Genomic DNA, 17,010 nt, shown 5'->3' with positions numbered 1-17,010 from the left:
TATCAGGCGGTCATGCTGAAGACCCGCATCATCCCCTGCCTGGACGTGGCCGATGGCCGCGTGGTCAAGGGCGTCAACTTCGTGGACCTCATCGACGCGGGCGATCCCGTGCAGGCCGCCGCCGCCTATGACGGGGCGGGTGCGGACGAGCTGTGCTTTCTGGACATCCACGCCACGCACGAAAACCGCGGCACGATGTATGACCTCGTGACCCGCACGGCCGAGCAGTGCTTCATCCCGCTGACCGTGGGCGGCGGCGTGCGCTCGCCCGAGGATGTGCGCGCGCTGCTGCTCGCGGGCGCCGACAAGGTGTCGTTCAACTCGGCCGCGGTGGCGGACCCCGACGTGATCGCGCGGGCCGCCGACCGCTTCGGCAGCCAGTGCATCGTCTGCGCCATCGACGCCAAGACGGTCGAGCCGGGCCGCTGGGAAATCTTCACCCATGGCGGCCGCCGCCCGACCGGCATCGACGCGGTCGAATTCGCCCGCACGGTCGCGGACAATGGTGCGGGCGAAATCCTGCTGACCTCGATGGACCGCGACGGCACCCGCGCGGGCTTCAACATCCCGCTGACCCGCGCCATCGCCGATGCGGTGGACATCCCCGTGATCGCCTCGGGCGGGGTCGGCACGCTGGACCACCTGGTCGAAGGGGTGCGCGACGGCCATGCCAGTGCCGTGCTGGCCGCCTCGATCTTCCACTTCGGCACCTACACCATCGCCGAGGCCAAGGCCCACATGGCCGCCGCCGGAATCCCCGTGAGGCTGGAATGACCGCGCTGGAACGCCTGGCCGCCACCATCGACTCCCGCCGGGGCGCCGATCCGTCCTCAAGCTGGACCGCGCAGCTTCTGGCGAAGGGCCCCGAGAAATGCGCCGAGAAATTCGGCGAGGAAGCGGTCGAGGCCATCATCGAGGCCGTGCGCGGCGACCGCGCCCGCCTGACGTCCGAGGCCGCTGACGTGCTGTATCACCTGCTGGTCATGCTGGCCGCGCGGGATGTGCCGCTGTCGGACGTCATGGCGGAACTCGACCGACGCGAGGGCCGCTCGGGCGTCGAGGAAAAGGCCGCGCGCGGGTCCTGAACCTTGTGCCGCCCGGGGGCAGCCGGTGGACCGGCGCTGGAAAACCGGGTCGGTGTCCTGATCGCCGGGTGACGGCGGGCTTTCCGAAGCCCCCGACGTCCCGGCAGGTGCGGGCGACCATCGCCACGATGCGGCCCTGCGAAGCGATGGGCTTCTGCCCCGGCCGGCGACCCCTTGTGACGGCGTCGGCCCTTGTCTGCGCCCGACCGCCCCTCGGTTCCGCCCGGCCGGATCTGCAACGACCCCGCCAGAGGCCGAGGGCCGCCGGCAGGCGGTCACTCGGCGGGCACCACCTTCACTGCGCCGTTCTGGGCCGACAGCGCGATCTTGCCCTGCGCCAGCCGCAGCGCGTCATGTCCGAAGACCTCGGCCCGCCAGCCGGACAGCGCGGGCAGGTCGCGCACCCCCGTCGCGATGGCGTCCAGTTCCGAGGACGACGCGATCAGCTTGGGCGCAACCCCCGCCGCGTCGGCCTTGGCCTGCAACAGCACCCGCAGCAATTGCGACAGCGCCGCGTTGCCCGGACGGCCCGGCTCGTCGGGGATGACCTTGGGCAGGTCCGTCGTCTCGACGCCCGCCTTGACGGCGTCCAGGATGCCCTGCGCGATCTCGCCCTTGCGCGCCTCGCGCAGCAGCAGGCGCGACTTGCCCAGGTCCTCCTCGGTCAGCGGCTTGGTCGAGGCCAGCTCGATCAGCGCGTCGTCCTTGAACACGCGCGACCGGGGAATGTCGCGGGTCTGGGCATAGGTTTCCCGGAACCTGGCCAGTTCCCGCACCACCGCCAGGAAGCGGGGCGAACCCGAGCGCGTCCGCACCCGTTCCCACGCATCCTCGGGGCGGCTGATGTAGGTTTCAGGGTTGACGAGGGCCTGCGCTTCCTCAGCCACCCAGGCCTCGCGGCCCGTCTTCTTCAGTTGCGTGGACAGGAACTCGTAGATCGCCCGCAGGTGGGTGACGTCGGCCAGCGCATATTCCGCCTGCGCCTGCGTCAGCGGGCGGCGCGACCAGTCGGTGAAGCGCGAGGACTTGTCGAGCGGCTGGCGGGCGATGCGCTTGACCAGCGTCTCGTAGCCCGCCTGCTCGCCGAAGCCGCAGACCATGGCCGCGACCTGGGTGTCGAACAGCGGGTCGGGGAAGATGCCCGCGTCGTGGAAGAAGATCTCGAGATCCTGCCGGGCGGCGTGGAAGACCTTGACCGTCGCCTTGTGGCGGAACAGGTCGTACAGCGGTTCCAGCGACAGGCCGGGCGCCAGCGGATCGACCAGCGTGGCGGGACCGCCCTGCGCCTTGGCGGCGGACGCCGGCGGCAGGGCCATCTGGATCAGGCACAGCTTGGAATAATAGGTCCGTTCGCGCAGGAACTCGGTGTCGAGCGTGACATAGGGCTGCTGCTTGGCGAGTTCGCAGAATGCCGCGAGTTCGTCGGTGGTGGTGATGATGCGCGGGTCTGCGGCCATCTTTGTCCTCATGGGGGCGGGTCATCCGCCGGTTGCTGAAGGCCGCTTTATGCCTGTCCAAAAGGGAATGCGAGAGGAAACGGGCGGTTGGGTTTCCTTCCTGTTGACGCGGCGCATCCGCTCCCTTTGATGGGCGCGCAGCCCTTCCGGCACCTGAGGTTTTCCATGCTGACCATCCACGGCGTTTCCCGCTCGCGCGCGTCGCGCATCATCTGGCTGTGCCACGAACTCGGCCTGCCCTTCCGGCAGGAGCCGGTGATCCAGGCCTACAAGCTGCCCTTCCCGGATGCGCCCGGCGCGGCCCTGAACACGCGCTCGCCGTCCTTCCTGGCGCTGTCGCCCGCGGGCGCGATCCCGGTCATCGAGGACGACGGGCTGGTGCTGTCCGAGTCGCTGGCCTGCACGCTGCACCTGGCCAGGAAGCACGGCGGCGACCTGGCGCCCCGCGATGCCGCCGAGGAGGCGCTGATGCTGCAATGGTCCTTTTACGCGGCGACGGCGATCGAGCCCGACGCGCTGACGATCATGATGCTGCACACGGGCCGCGAGCAGTCGGGCGAGGACGCCACGCTGATCGCCGACGCGGCCGAGCGGCTGGTCCGCCCGATGAAGGTGCTGGAGGATCACCTTGCGACCCATGGCCATCTGGTCGGCGGCCGCTTCACCGTGGCCGACCTGAACGTGGCGGAAATCGTCCGCTATGCCGAGGGCTACGGCGAGTTGATGGGCCAGTTTCCCGCCGTGCAGGCGTGGCTGACCGCCTGCCACGACCGGCCCGCCTTCAGGAAGATGTGGGACGCGCGGATGGCAGAAGAGCAGTGAAATCCGTGCGCGGGCACCTATATTGAGGTCACCTGCCCGGACGCCGCTTCAGGACTGATTGCGGCAGGGCGCCCGCCATGCCGCAAGGCGTGACAGGCCGGCAGGACCCCGCCCGCGCTTGGGGGCATATCGAGGACGGTCACCCCGCCGAGTGGCTGCGCAGGGGGGCCGTGAACCGCCGCCCCGGCCGGGGCAGGATTGCCCCGACCCGCCCCTTCGTGGCATGACGCCGCATCAGCAAGAGCAAGAATACCCATGTCCGACGACCTTCTTTCGGGCGCGCAAGCGGCCACCGACAGCTATTCCGCCGCCTCGATCGAGGTGCTGGAAGGGCTTGAACCCGTCCGCAAGCGCCCCGGCATGTATATCGGCGGCACCGACGAACGCGCGCTGCATCACCTAGTGGCGGAAATCCTCGACAACGCCATGGACGAGGCGGTGGCGGGCCATGCCAGCCGCATCGAGGTCGAGCTGCGCGCCGACCAGTCGGTGGTGGTGCGCGACAACGGCCGCGGCATCCCCGTCGATCCGCATCCCAAGTTCCCCGGCAAGTCGGCGCTGGAGGTGATCCTCTGCACCCTGCACGCGGGCGGCAAGTTCAGCGAAGGCGCCTACCAGACCTCGGGCGGGTTGCACGGGGTCGGCGCCTCGGTCGTGAACGCACTGTCGGACAGCATGGTGGTCGAGGTCGCCCGCAACCGCGAACTGTGGCGGCAGAGCTTCAGCCGCGGCATCCCGCAAGGTCCCGTGGAAAAGGTCGGCCCCGCCCCGAACCGCCGCGGCACCACCGTCACCTTCCATCCCGACGAGCAGATCTTCGGCCACCACCGGCTGAAGCCCGCGCGCATGATGCGGATGGTCAAGTCCAAGGCCTACCTGCATTCCGGCGTGGAAATCCGCTGGAAGACCGAGATCGACGACGGCGAGACCCCGCGCGAGGCCACCTTCCACTTCCCCGGCGGGCTGTCGGACTATCTGGGCGAACAGCTGGGGCCCGCCACGACCTATGCCGACCGGCCCTTTGCCGGGCTGGTCGAGTTCCGCGAGCGTTTCGGCGTTCCCGGCAAGGTCGAATGGGCGATCAACTGGACGCCCTCGCGCGACGGCTTCATCCAGTCCTACTGCAACACCGTGCCGACGCCCGAGGGCGGCACGCATGAGGCGGGCTTCTGGACCGCGATCCTGAAAGGCATCCGCGCCTATGGCGAGCTGACCAAGAACCGCAAGGCCGAGAACATCACCCGCGACGACCTGCTGACCGGCGGTTGCGCGCTGGTGTCCTGCTTCATCGCGGAACCCGAGTTCGTGGGCCAGACCAAGGACCGCCTTGCCACGACCGAGGCCGCCCGGCTGGTCGAGGGCGCCGTGCGCGACCATTTCGACAACTGGCTGGCGGCGGACACCAAGTCAGCGGGCGCGATCCTCGACTTCCTCGTCCTGCGGGCCGAGGAACGCCTGCGCCGCCGGCAGGAAAAGGAAACCGCGCGGAAGTCGGCCACCAAGAAGCTGCGCCTGCCCGGCAAGCTGGTCGATTGCTCGGCCAACGCGCGCGAGGGGACCGAGCTGTTCATCGTGGAAGGCGACTCGGCGGGCGGCAGCGCGAAGTCGGCACGGGAACGCCAGACGCAGGCCATCATGCCGATCCGGGGCAAGATCCTGAACGTGCTGGGCGCCTCCTCGTCCAAGCTGGGCCAGAACCAGGAGATCGCGGACCTCTGCCAGGCGCTGGGCGTCGGCATGGGAACCAAGTTCAACGTGGACGACCTGCGCTATGACAAGGTCATCATCATGACCGACGCCGACGTGGACGGCGCGCATATCGCCAGCCTGCTGATGACGTTCTTCTTCACCCAGATGCGGCCCCTGATCGACAAGGGACACCTGTATCTCGCCTGCCCGCCGCTTTACCGCCTGACGCAGGGCGCGGCCCGCGTTTATGTCGCGGACGACGCCGAGAAGGAGGCGTGGCTGGCCAAGGGCCTCGGCGGCAAGGGCAAGATCGACGTGCAGCGATTCAAGGGCCTGGGCGAGATGGACGCCAAGGACCTGAAGGACACGACGATGAACCCCGCCAGCCGCAAGCTGATCCGCGTTTCCATCGACGAGGAGGAAGGCGGCGAGACCGGCGACCTGGTGGAACGCCTGATGGGCAAGAAGCCCGAACTGCGCTTCCAGTACATCAGCGAGAACGCGCAGTTCGTGGAAGACGAGGGGCTGGATGTCTGACCGCCGCCCCATCGCCCTGTCCGACGACCACGTCGCCCGCGTGACGCCCGTTCAGGACGCGCCCCTCTACAAGCCGGAATGGCGGATGCTGGAGGACGCGGACCTGGACGCCTTGGCGGACAGGCTGACGCGGGACCACTCTCGCCCGATCCCGATCTTCGCCTATGGCTCGCTGATCTGGAACCCGGGCTTCGCGGTGGGCCGCCGCCGCCGGGCCACCGCGATCGGCTGGCACCGCGACTTCTCGATCGCGCTGGACCATTTCCGCGGCTCGCCCGAGCGGCCGGGGCTGATGCTGGCGCTGGCCTCGGGCGGTCGATGCGAGGGACTGGTGCTCGAGGTCGAGGGCGGCACCGAAGCCGAGTCGATGCGCGCCATCCTGCGGCGCGAGCTGGTCGCGCATGAACTGGCGGCCAATGCCTGCTGGATCGAGGTGGAAACGGATCGCGGCCGCGAAGACGCGCTGACCTTCTACGCCGATCCGGTCGATACCGCCACGACGCGGCTGACGGTCGAGGAGCAGGCCCTGCGGCTGGCCCATGCCAGCGGCCCGGCAGGCTCTGGCGCGGAGTACCTGCTGCGCACCGCCCGGGGCCTGGACGCGCATGGCATCCACGATCCCTATATCTGGCGCCTGCAGGAACTGGTCGCGGCCGAGATCGAGCGCTGGCCGGCCTGACGGAACGCTCGGCCCGGTCCGGCGTTGCCGCTGGAACAGCAAAGGAGCCGGCCCATGTCGTCCAGCGAGACCACCACCGACCACGACACGATCCGCGAATGGATCGAGAAGCGCGGCGGCATCCCCACTGTCGTCAAGGGCACCGAGGGCAAGGACGGCGAGGGCATCCTGCGCGTCGACTTCGCAGAGCGCGACGAGAAGCTGGAGGAAATCCCGTGGGAGGAGTTCTTCCAGGTCTTCGAGGACCGCGGCCTCGCCTTCCTCTACCAGGAGGAAACCAAGGACGGGTCCGAAAGCCGCTTCTTCAAGTTCGTCCGGCGCGAGGACTGAGGGCTCAGCCCTGCACGGGGGCGGCTTAGGCTGCCGCAGGCGCGGTGCGGTCCAGCCGCACCACCCGGTCCATGCGGCCCGCCAGATCGAGGTTGTGGGTGGCGATCAGCGCCGCCATCCCGGTCTCGCGCACCAGAGCCATCAGCACGTCGAAGACCCGGTCCGAGGTGGCGGGGTCCAGGTTCCCCGTGGGCTCGTCCGCCAGCAGCAGCGCCGGGGCGTTGGCCAGCGCCCGGCAGAAGGCCACGCGCTGCTGCTCGCCCCCAGATAGCGATGCCGGACGGTGATCGGCGCGGGGCGTCAGGCCCACGCGTGCCAGCAGGTCGCGCGCCCTTGCCCGCGCCGCGCCATCGGTCACGCCGTTGGCAAGCTGCGGCAGGACGATGTTTTCCAGCGCGGTGAACTCGGGCAGCAGGTGGTGGAACTGGTAGACGAAGCCGACCTCGCGCCGCCGCGCCTCGGTCCGGGTGCGGTCCGGCAGCCTGGTCATGTCGCGCCCGTTCAGCACCACTCGGCCCGCGTCGGGCGTGTCCAGCAGCCCCGCGATGTGCAGCAGCGTCGATTTCCCCGCGCCCGAGGGCGCGACAAGCGCCACGACCTCGCCCTGCGCCACGGTCAGGTCCAGCCCGCGCAGCACATCGACGGCGCCGGGGGTGCCGGGGTTGTAGGTCTTGGCGATGCCTTCCAGCCTCAGGACGTCATTCATAGCGCAGGGCCTCGACCGGGTTCATGCGGGCCGCGCGGCGGGCCGGGAAGATGGTGACGATGAAGGACAGGAACAGCGACAGCCCGACCGCCTTGGCGATGTCGATCCCCCGCAGCTCGGCCGGCAGGCGATAGATGCCGCGCACCGAAGGGTCCCAGGCCCCCCCGCCCGAGATCCAGTTGATCCCCGCCATGATGCTGTCCACGTTCAAGGCCAGCAGGACGCCCAGGATCACCCCGGCGACCGTGCCGATGACGCCGGTGAAGGCCCCGCACAGGAAGAAGACGCGCAGGATCGCGCCCTCGGTCAGGCCCATGGTCCGCAGGATGCCGATGTCGCGGCCCTTGTTCTTGACCAGCATGATCAGGCCCGAGGTGATGTTCATGGAGGCGATCAGCACCAGCACCGACAGGATGACGAACATCACGTCATCCTCGATGTCGAGCGCCGACAGGAACGACCCCGAGGCGTCGCGCCAGGTCCAGACGATCCCGCCAGGCAGCGCCTCCATCAGGGGCACGGTCAGGGCGTCCACGCCCTCGGGGTCGGAAACGAAGACCTGGATCTCGTCGACGACACCCTCGCGGTTGAAGAAGGACTGCGCTTCGGTCAGCGGCATGTAGATGCGGGTGCGGTCGATGTCGTAGCGGCCGGCAGAGAAGACATAGGCCACCGGATAGGTCGCGATGCGCGGCGTGGTGCCAAAGGCCGTCTGGGCCCCCTGCGGCGAGATCAGCTGCACCACGTCGCCCACGCCGACGCCCAGTTCCCGCGCCATGCCGACGCCGATGGCAATGCCGGTGTCGAAACGCGCAAGGTCGCCCTCGGCCGTCTCGGAATTGGCGACGCGGGGAATGGCGGCCAGGTCCTCGGCCGACAGCCCGTAAACCTCGGCCACGTTCGAGCGGTCGGTGACGCTGGCCATCACCTGCCCCCGCACGACCGGATCGGCGCGCAGGACCCCCGGCAGCGCCTCGATCCGGTCCACTGCGGCGGGATAGTCCGAGATCGTGCCCGCGACGGTATAGACCTCGTCCGTCAGTTCGTTGGTGATCGAGCTTGGCGGCAGGTAGACCGTCGAATGGGCGTTCGCCCCCAGGATCGTGTCCACGAACTCGGCCCGGAAGCCGGAACGGACCGCCAGCGTGGCGATCAGCGCCATGACGCCCAGCGCGATCCCGATCAGGCTGATCCAGGTCATGACCGATACGCCACCCTCGGCGCGCCGCGCGCGCAGATAGCGCCAGGCGATCATGAACTCGTAACGCGAAAACGGGGCTGGGTTCGCCATCGAGGGGCCTTCCTGAAAGGTCGGCGCAAACTGGCCGCAGCGCGTCCGCGATGCAAGGCGACAAGGGCGTGAGCGTGGCGGGACGCCGCGCTTCATCTTCTGTCCTCAAGTATCCCGGGATGGATGGGGCGGGGGGCGCCATTCATGGGCAGCGCCCCGCGTCTTGCCCCTGCCCCCGAACCTCTGCCACAAGCGGGCATGGCCAAACCCGTCACCTCCTTCACCTGCACCGCCTGCGGTGCGTCCCATCGCAAGTGGTCCGGCCGCTGCGAGGCTTGCGGCGAGTGGAACACCATCGTCGAGGAAGCCCCGCTCAGCCAGGGACCCGGCCGGGGCCTCGGGGCCCAGCGCGGCCGCGCGATCCCGCTGAGCGGGCTGTCCTCGACCGAGCCGCCGCCCGCCCGTGCGCCTTCCGGCATCGAGGAACTGGACCGCGTGCTGGGCGGCGGGCTGGTGCCCGGCAGCGCCATCCTGGTCGGCGGCGATCCGGGCATCGGCAAGTCCACGCTGATGCTGCAGGCGGCCGCGGCCTTCGCGCGCCGCGGCACCGCCGCCGTCTACATCAGCGGCGAGGAAGCGGGCGCGCAGCTTCGGATGCGGGCGCAGCGGCTGGGGCTGTCGGATGCCCCCGTGCGGCTGGGCACGGAAACCGCCCTGCGCGACATCCTGACGACGCTGGACGCCGAACGCCCCGACGTGGCCGTGATCGACTCGATCCAGACCTTGTGGTCCGACACCGTGGACGCCGCGCCCGGCAGCGTGGGGCAGGTCCGTTCCGCCGCGCATGAACTCGTCACCTTCGCCAAGCGGTCCGGGGTCGCGGTGATCCTTGTCGGCCATGTCACCAAGGAAGGCCAGATCGCCGGTCCCCGCGTGGTCGAGCACATGGTGGACACCGTGCTTTACTTCGAGGGCGAGCGTGGCCACCAGTTCCGCATCCTGCGCGCCGTCAAGAACCGCTTCGGCCCTTCGGGCGAGATCGGCGTCTTCGAAATGACCGGCGGCGGCCTGTCCGAGGTCGCCAACCCCTCGGCCCTGTTCCTGTCCGAACGGGGCGAGCCCGTGCCCGGCAGCGCGGTCTTCGCGGGGATCGAGGGCACGCGTCCCGTGCTGACGGAAATTCAGGCGCTGGTCGCGCCCTCGACGCTGGCCGCGCCGCGCCGCACGGTTGTGGGGCTGGACGGCGGCCGCGTCTCGACCATCCTCGCCGTGCTGGAGGCGCGCTGCGGCATCCCCTTCGCCGGGCTGGACGTCTTCCTGAACGTTGCCGGGGGCATGCGGGTCGCCGAACCCGCCGCCGACCTGGCCGTCGCGGCGGCGCTTCTCAGCGCCCGCGAGGACCACGCCCTGCCCGCCGAAACGGTGTTTTTCGGCGAGGTGAGCCTGTCTGGGGCGCTGCGCCCTGTCGCGCAGGCGGAAAACAGGTTGAAAGAGGCGCAGAAACTTGGTTTTTCCCGGGCCATCCTGCCCGAGGTCCAGAAGGTCGAGGGCGGCGGCGGCATGAGCCTTGCGCGGGTCGCCGATCTGACCAGTTTCACGGGCGAGACATTCGGAGCCGGATGACCGCCCCAAGCATGCCGGGCCAAGGCCCGCACAGAGGGCGGTAGAAATGGACGGTTTCACCCTGATCGACGGCATCGTGGCTGCCGTCATCATCCTGTCGGCCATCCTGGCCTATTCGCGCGGCTTCGTGCGCGAATCGCTGGCGATCCTGGGCTGGATCGGCGCGGCCGTGCTGGCCTTCATCTTCGCCGCCGCCATGCGGCCGCTGATCGCGCAGGTCCCCTATCTGGACAGCATCATCGCCGACAACTGCGAACTGGGCATGATCGCGGGCTTTGCCGTGGTCTTCGCCCTGGCGCTGGTCCTGTTCTCCATCCTGACACCGCTGTTCTCGTCGGTCGTGCAGCGGTCGGCGCTGGGCGGCGTGGACCAGGGCATGGGCTTCCTGTTCGGGGTCGCGCGCGGCATCCTGCTGGTCGTGATCGCCCTTATCGTCTACGACCGCGTGATGACGACGCAGCGCGTGGCCATGGTGGACCAGTCGCGGTCGGCGCAGGTCTTCCAGCAGATGAGCGGGCGGCTGAACCAGCAGATCCCGCAGGATGCACCCGGCTGGCTGGCCGCCCGGTTCGAGCAGCTGGTCCGCGACTGCAGCCCGACCGGCGCGACGGTCACGCCCTCGGCCCCCCCCTCGGCTCCCGCCCCAGCCCAGGCCACCAGCGGGACCTGACCTGCGACGCAGGGCAGAATTGCGTGGCGCGGGCGTGACTTTCCCTGCCCGTCCCCCTACATAACGCCTCGGCGGCGGCCCGAGTCGGGCCGCGCCTGCCCTCCTGAGCGATCTCGTTTCCCTTCCGACAGCCACAGGCCGACGCGATGCAGCCCTTTCTTGCGGACCCCTTCGACAGCGACCGGCTGCACGAGGAATGCGGCGTCTTCGGCGTCATCGGCATGGCCGATGCGGCGAACTTCGTGGCCCTCGGCCTGCATGCCCTGCAGCACCGGGGACAGGAAGCCGGCGGCATCGTCGCCTTCGACCCCGAGACCGGCTTCAACAGCGCCCATCGCTTCGGCTATGTCCGCGACAACTTCACCAAGGCGTCCCTGATGGAGACGCTGCCGGGCGACCTTGCCATCGGCCATGTCCGCTACTCGACGGCAGGCGCCAAGGGCCCGGCGATCCGGGACGTCCAGCCCTTTTTCGGCGAATTCGCCATGGGCGGCTGCGCCATCGCCCATAACGGCAACATCACCAATGCCGTCGCCCTGCGCCGCGAACTGATCGAGCGCGGCTCGATCTTCCAGTCCGGCTCGGACTCGGAATGCATCATCCACCTCATGGCGCGTTCCATCCAGCGCAACATCCCGGAACGGATGAAGGACGCGCTGCGCCGGGTCGAGGGCGCCTTTTCGGTCATCGCCATGACGCGCACCAAGCTGATCGGCGTGCGCGACCCCCTGGGCGTGCGCCCGCTGGTGCTGGGCAAGCTGGCCGGCGACGGCTATGCGCTGGCGTCCGAAACCTGCGCGCTGGACATCATCGGCGCCGAGTTCGTGCGCGAGATCGAGCCGGGCGAGATGGTGGTCATCTCGAAGGGCCAAGTCGAAAGCTCGCGTCCCTTCGGCCCGGCCACGGGGCGCTTCTGCATCTTCGAGCATGTCTATTTCAGCCGACCCGATTCCATCATCGGCGGCCGCTCGGTTTATGAAACCCGCAGCCAGATCGGCGTGGAACTGGCGCGCGAGGCGCCGGTGGACGCGGATCTCGTCTGCCCCGTCCCCGACAGCGGCACCCCCGCCGCCATCGGCTATGCGCGCGAAAGCGGCATCCCCTTCGGCATGGGGATCATCCGCAACCAGTACATGGGCCGCACCTTCATCGAGCCGACCGAGCAGATCCGCAACATGGGCGTCCGGCTGAAGCTGAACGTCAACCGCGCGCTGGTGAAGGGCAAGCGCATCGTGCTGGTGGACGATTCCGTCGTGCGCGGAACGACCAGCCGCAAGATCAAGGACATGATCCTCGACGCGGGGGCGGCCGAGGTGCATTTCCGCATCGCCTCGCCGCCGACCGCCTGGCCCTGCTTCTACGGCGTGGACACGCCCGACCGCGACAAGCTGCTGGCCGCGAACATGTCGCCCGAGGAGATGCGCGACTGGATCGGCGTGGACAGCCTCGCCTTCGTCTCGCTGGACGGGCTTTACCGCGCCGTGGGCGAGGCGCAGGGGCGCAACGCCTCGTGCCCGCAGTATTGCGATGCCTGCTTCTCGGGCGATTACCCGGTCGCGCCCTTCGACCAGCTCGAGCGCGGCTTCCGCATGAAGCCCGATCCGCTGTCGGGCGATGCCGAGGCGCAGGAAGACCAGACGGGCTACCAGCCCGTGGACCACACGCTGACGCCCAACAGCGCGACGCGCGCCGCCGAATAGGTCAAAGCACGAGGGCCTCGATCAGCGCCCCGTAGCGGCGCTCGGTCTCGGCCTGCGCAGCGGCGACCTCCGGGATGGACATCAGCCGCGCGTATTCCGCCCGCAGCGCCGCCCCGTGGCGTGTGGCGAAGCCGTCGTCGCGGATGCGGGCATTGGCGATGCGTTCGAAATACCGGTCCGTGTGGCGGGTGTTGCCCTCGCCCTTGGGCGCCGCGCCGCGTCCGCGGTCCTGCCGCAGCAGGAACGAGGCCAGCGACTTCACCGCGTAATGGTTGTAATGCGCAAGGCCATGGCGGATCTCGTCCACCGGCACGTTCCGCAGCCGTGTCCACATCTTCTCGCGCGGCGGAATGGCGAAGGTCGAGCCGTCGGCGCGCATCACCGTCAGGTCGCCCGGTCCCGCATAGCCCATCACCGAGTGGTTGTGGATGTGGCGGAAACGGCCGATCCCGCGGGCCAGCGTCTTGACCGGCCCGTTCGCGCGGTGGCGCTCGGGCAGGCGCCGGGTGAACTGCTCGGTGACAAGGCCGGGGCGCCACTCCTGCTCTTCGGCCGTTCCGAAGGTCCGGGCGTTCAGCATGACGATGTCCGCCCCCCCGCCCGCCGCGGCCGTCAGATCCTGCACGCGCCCGGTGCCGGTGGTCACGTCCAGGAACTCGTCGGCATCAAGCACCATCAGCCAGTCGGCGCGGTCCAGCCCGTATCGCTTCCGCATGGCCGCATAGGCCGCGTGCTGCGGCACGTCGCCGGGCCGGACGGCGCTGCGGAAATGGGTGATCGCGCCGGTCCGGTCCAGCGCGTCCAGCAGCAGGTCCGTCCCGTCGCGGCAATCGTTCGAGGCGATGAAGATGCGATCGAAGCCGACGGCCCGGTGATGGGCCACGAACTCAAGCGCATAAGGGCCCTCGTCCCGCATCGACGTCACAAGGACATGGCCGAGCGGCCCTGGGCCGTGTTCCGGGTCGTTCGGCGCGTGCCTCGCCGGCACCTGGTCCTGCATGATCGGTTACGTCGCCTTCGCTAAGCTGCGGTTTCTGCCGGGCCGCCGATGTGCGCCCGGCGGGGCGCGAGGTCAAGGCGGGTGCTCTCGGCCCTGCCCCGGCCGATGCGGGGCAGCATCCGCAGACATCTCGGGGACGGCCGTCGCCTGCACCACCGACCTGCTGGATGATCGTCTCGAACATGGCCGGCACGGTCGCCGAGATCGTGGATGGTCGCTCCGGGGGAAAGCATCGCCCCTGCCGCCTGGCGCGTGGTCCTCGTCATGCGTTCCGCTTTCCCGGGGCGCCGTCAGAACGGTCCGTGGCGCGTCAGGCGGCAGGATGGATGCGGCTTGCGGACCAGCCCGGATGCCGATTCGAGCGCCGCGCCCCGGCGCTGGTGGGAAGGCGTCTCTCTGTCCTGAAGGGCTGGCCGCCGCCGACTGCCGGCCGCGCCCCGCGCGGGGTGGCGTTTGCCGCAGGCCCGCGCCAACATGCAGGGACTCGCGGATGAAGGAAAGCCAATGTCGCAGAAGACCATTCTCGTCACCGGAGCCTCGAGCGGGCTTGGGGCGCATTTCGCGGCTGTGCTGGCCAGGGATGGGGCGCGGGTGATCCTCGCCGCCCGCAGCGAGGGCAAGATCGCCGATCAGGTCGGGGCGATCCGCGACGCAGGCGGGACGGCGCTGGCGGTGGCGATGGACGTGGCCGATCCGGGTTCGGTCGCGGCGGGTTTCGCGCAAGTCGAGGGGCGCATCGACGTGGTGGTGAACAACGCGGGCGTCACCGCGACGACCCCTGCCATCGACACCGACCCGGCCGAGTTCGGCGCCGTGCTGGACACCAACGTCAAGGGCGTCTTCCATGTGGCGCAGGCGGCGGCGCGACGGATGCGCGACACGGGCGGCGGGGCCATCGTCAACGTGGCCTCGATCCTGGGCTTCCGCGTGGCCGGCAACGTCGCGGCCTATACCGCGTCGAAGGCCGCCGTGGTGCAGCTGACGCGGGCGCTTGCCCTGGAATGGGCGCGCTACGGCATCCGCGTGAACGCCCTCTGCCCCGGCTATATCGAGACGCCGCTGAACCGCGACTTCTTCGCGACCGAGGCGGGACAGGCATTGATCAGGCGCATCCCGCAGCGCAGGCTCGGGCAGCTTGCCGACCTCGACGCGCCCTTGCGGCTGCTCTGCTCGGACGAGGCCCGCTACATGACCGGCTCGTCCATCGTCGTCGATGGCGGCCACCTTTGTTCCAGCCTTTGAGGATGTCCATGGATTTCACCATCTCGCCGCGCATCGAGGATTTCCGCCGCCGCATCGCCCGCTTCGTCCAGGACGAGCTGCTGCCGGTCGAGGAGGACCGTGCGAACTACGACCCGCACGAGAACATCCGCCTCGACCTGCTGGAGGCGCTGCGCGACAAGGCCCGCGCCGAGGGGCTGTGGTGCCTGCAACTCAAGCAGGAAACCGGCGGACAGGACCTCGGCCGCGTCGGCATGGCGGTCTGCTACGAGGAGATGAACCGCTCGATCTTCGGGCCCGTGGTGTTCAACTCGGCCGCGCCCGACGACGGCAACATGATGGTGCTGGAAAAGGCCGCAACCCCGGAACAGAAGGAACGCTGGCTGAAGCCCATCGTGGAAGGCCGCGTCCGCTCGGCCTTCGTGATGACGGAACCGCATCCCGGCTCGGGCTCGGACCCCGGCGGCATGATGCTGACCACGGCGACGCGGCACGGCGACAGCTACCGCATCCGCGGTCGCAAGTGGTTCATCACCGGGGCCGAGGACGCGGCGCATTTCATCCTGATCGCGCGGACCTCGGACGACCCGCGCAAGGGCCTCAGCGCCTTCCTGTTCCACCGCGACACGCCCGGCTGGCGGATCGAGCGGCGCATCCCGATCATGGGCCCCGAGGAACACGGCGGCCATTGCGAGCTGGTCTTCGAGGACATGGAGATCCCGGCCTCGGACCTGCTGCTGAACGAGGGCGACGGGCTGAAGCTGACGCAGATGCGGCTGGGCCCCGCGCGGCTGACCCACTGCATGAGGTGGCTGGGGCTGTCCAAGCGCTGCGTCGAGATCGCCACCACCTATGCCCATGAGCGCTTCGCCTTCGGGGAACGGCTGTCCAACCGCGAAAGCATCCGCATCATGCTGGGCGACCTTGCCATGCAGATCGAGGTCGGGCGCCTGCTGGTGATGAAGGCCGCCTGGGCGCTGGATCAGGGCAGCTATGCCCGCAAGGAGGTGTCCATGGCCAAGGTCCATGTGGCGAACCTGCTGCACAAGGCCGCCGACACCGCCATCCAGATCAACGGCGCACGCGGCTATTCCAAGGACACGCCGCTGGAATGGATCTACCGCTACGCCCGGCAGGCGCGGCTGGTCGATGGCGCCGACGAGGTCCACAAGATGGTCCTCAGCCGCAACCTGGAAGCCGAGGGCCGGGACTTCTGGTCCTGGCCGGTCGAGGGAGAAAAGGCATGAACGAGGTCACGCCCGAGCGTCTGAACCCCTTCCTGTCCGAGCATTTCGGGCCGGGCGAGACACGCCTGACGCGCATCGGCGGCGGGCAGTCGAACCCGACCTTCATCGTCGATCACGGCACCCGCCGCATGGTGCTGCGCAAGCAGCCCGCGGGCGAGATCCTGAAAGGCGCCCATGCCATCGACCGCGAGTTCCGGGTGATGCGGGCCCTGCAGGATACCGACGTGCCGGTGCCCCGCGCCCTGCTGTTCCACGAGGACCCGGACCTGCTCGGGACGCCCTTCTACCTGATGGACTTCGTCGAGGGCCGGGTCTTCTCGGACTGCCGACTGCCGGAGCTTTCGCCCCCGGAACGGCGCGAGATCTACCTGTCGATGGTCCGCACCCTTGCAAAGATGCACCGGGTCCGGCCCGACGAGATCGGCCTGGCGGACTTCGGCCGCCCCGGCGACTATTTCGCCCGCCAGATTCACCGCTGGACCAGCCAGCTCAAGGCGTCCTCCTTCGCCGATGACAAGGTGCTGCTGGCGCTGTCGGAGCGGCTGGCCGAGTTGCAGCCCCCCGACGACGGGCTGTCCTCGATCGCGCATGGCGACTTCCGGCTGGGCAACATGCTGATCCACCCGACCGAGCCGCGCGTGATCGCGGTGCTGGACTGGGAACTGTCCACCATCGGCCACCCGCTTGCCGACCTCGGCTTCGCGGCCATGCCCTTCCACACCAGCCCCGAGGAATACGGCGGCATCCTGGGCGCCGAGACCGAGGGCATCCCGACCGAGGCCGAGTTCTTCGCCGCCTACCGCGAGGTCTATCCCGAGGTTCCTCCTCCGCAGCCGTTCCACATCGCCTTTGCGCTGTTCCGCTTTGCGGTGATCTTCGTGGGCATCGCGGACCGCGCGGCCCAGGGCACGGCCGCAGACCCCGAGGCTGCCCGCTATGCCCCGCTGGCGGGCCGCTTCGCACAGCGGGCATGGGAGGTTCTGGGGGAAAGGCCACCCGCAGGCTGACCGCCC

The 17,010-nt window shown here is 69.4% G+C and carries 15 protein-coding genes and 1 pseudogene; 12 read left to right on the top strand and 4 right to left on the bottom strand.

From position 1 onward, the window contains the following. Positions 1-12: 12 nt before the first annotated feature. Together hisF and CK240_RS05985 are read left to right on the top strand one after the other, a co-directional pair. A complete protein-coding gene (gene hisF / locus CK240_RS05990) occupies positions 13-774 on the top strand; it encodes an imidazole glycerol phosphate synthase subunit HisF (RefSeq protein WP_095639425.1) in 762 nt (253 codons plus the stop codon). Next, complete coding sequence (locus CK240_RS05985) at positions 771-1,085, top strand: phosphoribosyl-ATP diphosphatase (protein ID WP_095639424.1); 315 nt, start codon at positions 771-773, stop codon at positions 1,083-1,085. Before hisF ends, CK240_RS05985 begins: the two co-directional genes overlap by 4 nt. 275 nt (positions 1,086-1,360) lie before the next feature. Here CK240_RS05985 and rnd read toward each other — a convergent pair whose 3' ends face one another. Continuing rightward, complete coding sequence (gene rnd, locus CK240_RS05980) at positions 1,361-2,542, bottom strand: ribonuclease D (protein ID WP_095639423.1); 1,182 nt, start codon at positions 2,540-2,542, stop codon at positions 1,361-1,363. A 165-nt stretch (positions 2,543-2,707) separates the two neighbouring features. On the opposite strand from rnd, the gene CK240_RS05975 reads away from it, so the two are divergent. From CK240_RS05975 to CK240_RS05960, 4 genes are all read left to right on the top strand, one after another. Then, complete coding sequence (locus CK240_RS05975) at positions 2,708-3,364, top strand: glutathione S-transferase family protein (protein ID WP_095639514.1); 657 nt, start codon at positions 2,708-2,710, stop codon at positions 3,362-3,364. A 255-nt stretch (positions 3,365-3,619) separates the two neighbouring features. Continuing rightward, positions 3,620-5,590 carry a DNA topoisomerase IV subunit B gene (gene parE / locus CK240_RS05970; RefSeq protein WP_095639422.1) on the top strand — a complete coding sequence of 657 codons (1,971 nt, stop codon included), beginning with the start codon at positions 3,620-3,622 and terminating at the stop codon, positions 5,588-5,590. Then, on the top strand, positions 5,583-6,269 hold the full coding sequence (locus CK240_RS05965; RefSeq protein WP_095639421.1) for a gamma-glutamylcyclotransferase: 687 nt from the start codon (positions 5,583-5,585) through the stop codon (positions 6,267-6,269). The genes parE and CK240_RS05965 overlap by 8 nt, the downstream gene beginning before the upstream one ends. 54 nt (positions 6,270-6,323) lie before the next feature. Beyond that, the gene (locus CK240_RS05960; RefSeq protein WP_095639420.1) at positions 6,324-6,599 is read left to right on the top strand and encodes a hypothetical protein; all 276 of its coding nucleotides are present in this window, start codon (positions 6,324-6,326) and stop codon (positions 6,597-6,599) included. Positions 6,600-6,624: 25 nt separating this feature from the next. Here CK240_RS05960 and CK240_RS05955 read toward each other — a convergent pair whose 3' ends face one another. Continuing rightward, complete coding sequence (locus CK240_RS05955) at positions 6,625-7,305, bottom strand: ABC transporter ATP-binding protein (RefSeq protein ID WP_095639419.1); 681 nt, start codon at positions 7,303-7,305, stop codon at positions 6,625-6,627. Then, the gene (locus CK240_RS05950; RefSeq protein ID WP_095639418.1) at positions 7,298-8,596 is read right to left on the bottom strand and encodes a lipoprotein-releasing ABC transporter permease subunit; all 1,299 of its coding nucleotides are present in this window, start codon (positions 8,594-8,596) and stop codon (positions 7,298-7,300) included. The genes CK240_RS05955 and CK240_RS05950 overlap by 8 nt, the downstream gene beginning before the upstream one ends. A gap of 198 nt (positions 8,597-8,794) precedes the next feature. Here CK240_RS05950 and radA point away from each other — a divergent pair, with 198 nt between their 5' ends. From radA to purF, 3 genes and pseudogenes are all read left to right on the top strand, one after another. Further along, positions 8,795-10,159: a DNA repair protein RadA gene (radA, locus tag CK240_RS05945; RefSeq protein ID WP_095639417.1), complete on the top strand. Its 1,365-nt coding sequence runs from the start codon at positions 8,795-8,797 to the stop codon at positions 10,157-10,159. A 46-nt stretch (positions 10,160-10,205) separates the two neighbouring features. After that, positions 10,206-10,829: a CvpA family protein gene (locus CK240_RS05940; RefSeq protein ID WP_095639416.1), complete on the top strand. Its 624-nt coding sequence runs from the start codon at positions 10,206-10,208 to the stop codon at positions 10,827-10,829. Between the two features lie 146 nt (positions 10,830-10,975). After that, positions 10,976-12,424: pseudogene (purF, locus tag CK240_RS05935) on the top strand (amidophosphoribosyltransferase); the annotation flags it as partial. 106 nt (positions 12,425-12,530) lie between these two features. On the opposite strand, the gene CK240_RS05930 reads toward purF, so the two are convergent. Then, a complete protein-coding gene (locus CK240_RS05930) occupies positions 12,531-13,529 on the bottom strand; it encodes a glycosyltransferase family 2 protein (RefSeq protein ID WP_095639415.1) in 999 nt (332 codons plus the stop codon). A 504-nt stretch (positions 13,530-14,033) separates the two neighbouring features. Between CK240_RS05930 and CK240_RS05925 the strand changes: the two genes are divergently transcribed. Genes CK240_RS05925 through CK240_RS05915 form a run of 3 tightly spaced genes read left to right on the top strand, consistent with a single transcriptional unit; the run spans position 14,034 to position 17,004 of the window. Beyond that, positions 14,034-14,771 carry an SDR family NAD(P)-dependent oxidoreductase gene (locus CK240_RS05925; RefSeq protein ID WP_240517308.1) on the top strand — a complete coding sequence of 246 codons (738 nt, stop codon included), beginning with the start codon at positions 14,034-14,036 and terminating at the stop codon, positions 14,769-14,771. 8 nt (positions 14,772-14,779) lie between these two features. Next, positions 14,780-15,997, top strand: a complete 1,218-nt coding sequence (locus CK240_RS05920) for an acyl-CoA dehydrogenase family protein (RefSeq protein WP_095639413.1) — start codon at positions 14,780-14,782, stop codon at positions 15,995-15,997. Further along, positions 15,994-17,004 carry a phosphotransferase family protein gene (locus CK240_RS05915; RefSeq protein ID WP_095639412.1) on the top strand — a complete coding sequence of 337 codons (1,011 nt, stop codon included), beginning with the start codon at positions 15,994-15,996 and terminating at the stop codon, positions 17,002-17,004. The genes CK240_RS05920 and CK240_RS05915 overlap by 4 nt, the downstream gene beginning before the upstream one ends. The last annotated feature ends 6 nt before the right edge of the window (positions 17,005-17,010 follow it).

This window comes from Paracoccus salipaludis, assembly GCF_002287065.1.
In the GTDB taxonomy this organism is placed as follows: Bacteria; Pseudomonadota; Alphaproteobacteria; order Rhodobacterales; family Rhodobacteraceae; genus Paracoccus; species Paracoccus salipaludis.
This window is presented reverse-complemented; position numbering and strand designations above follow the sequence as displayed.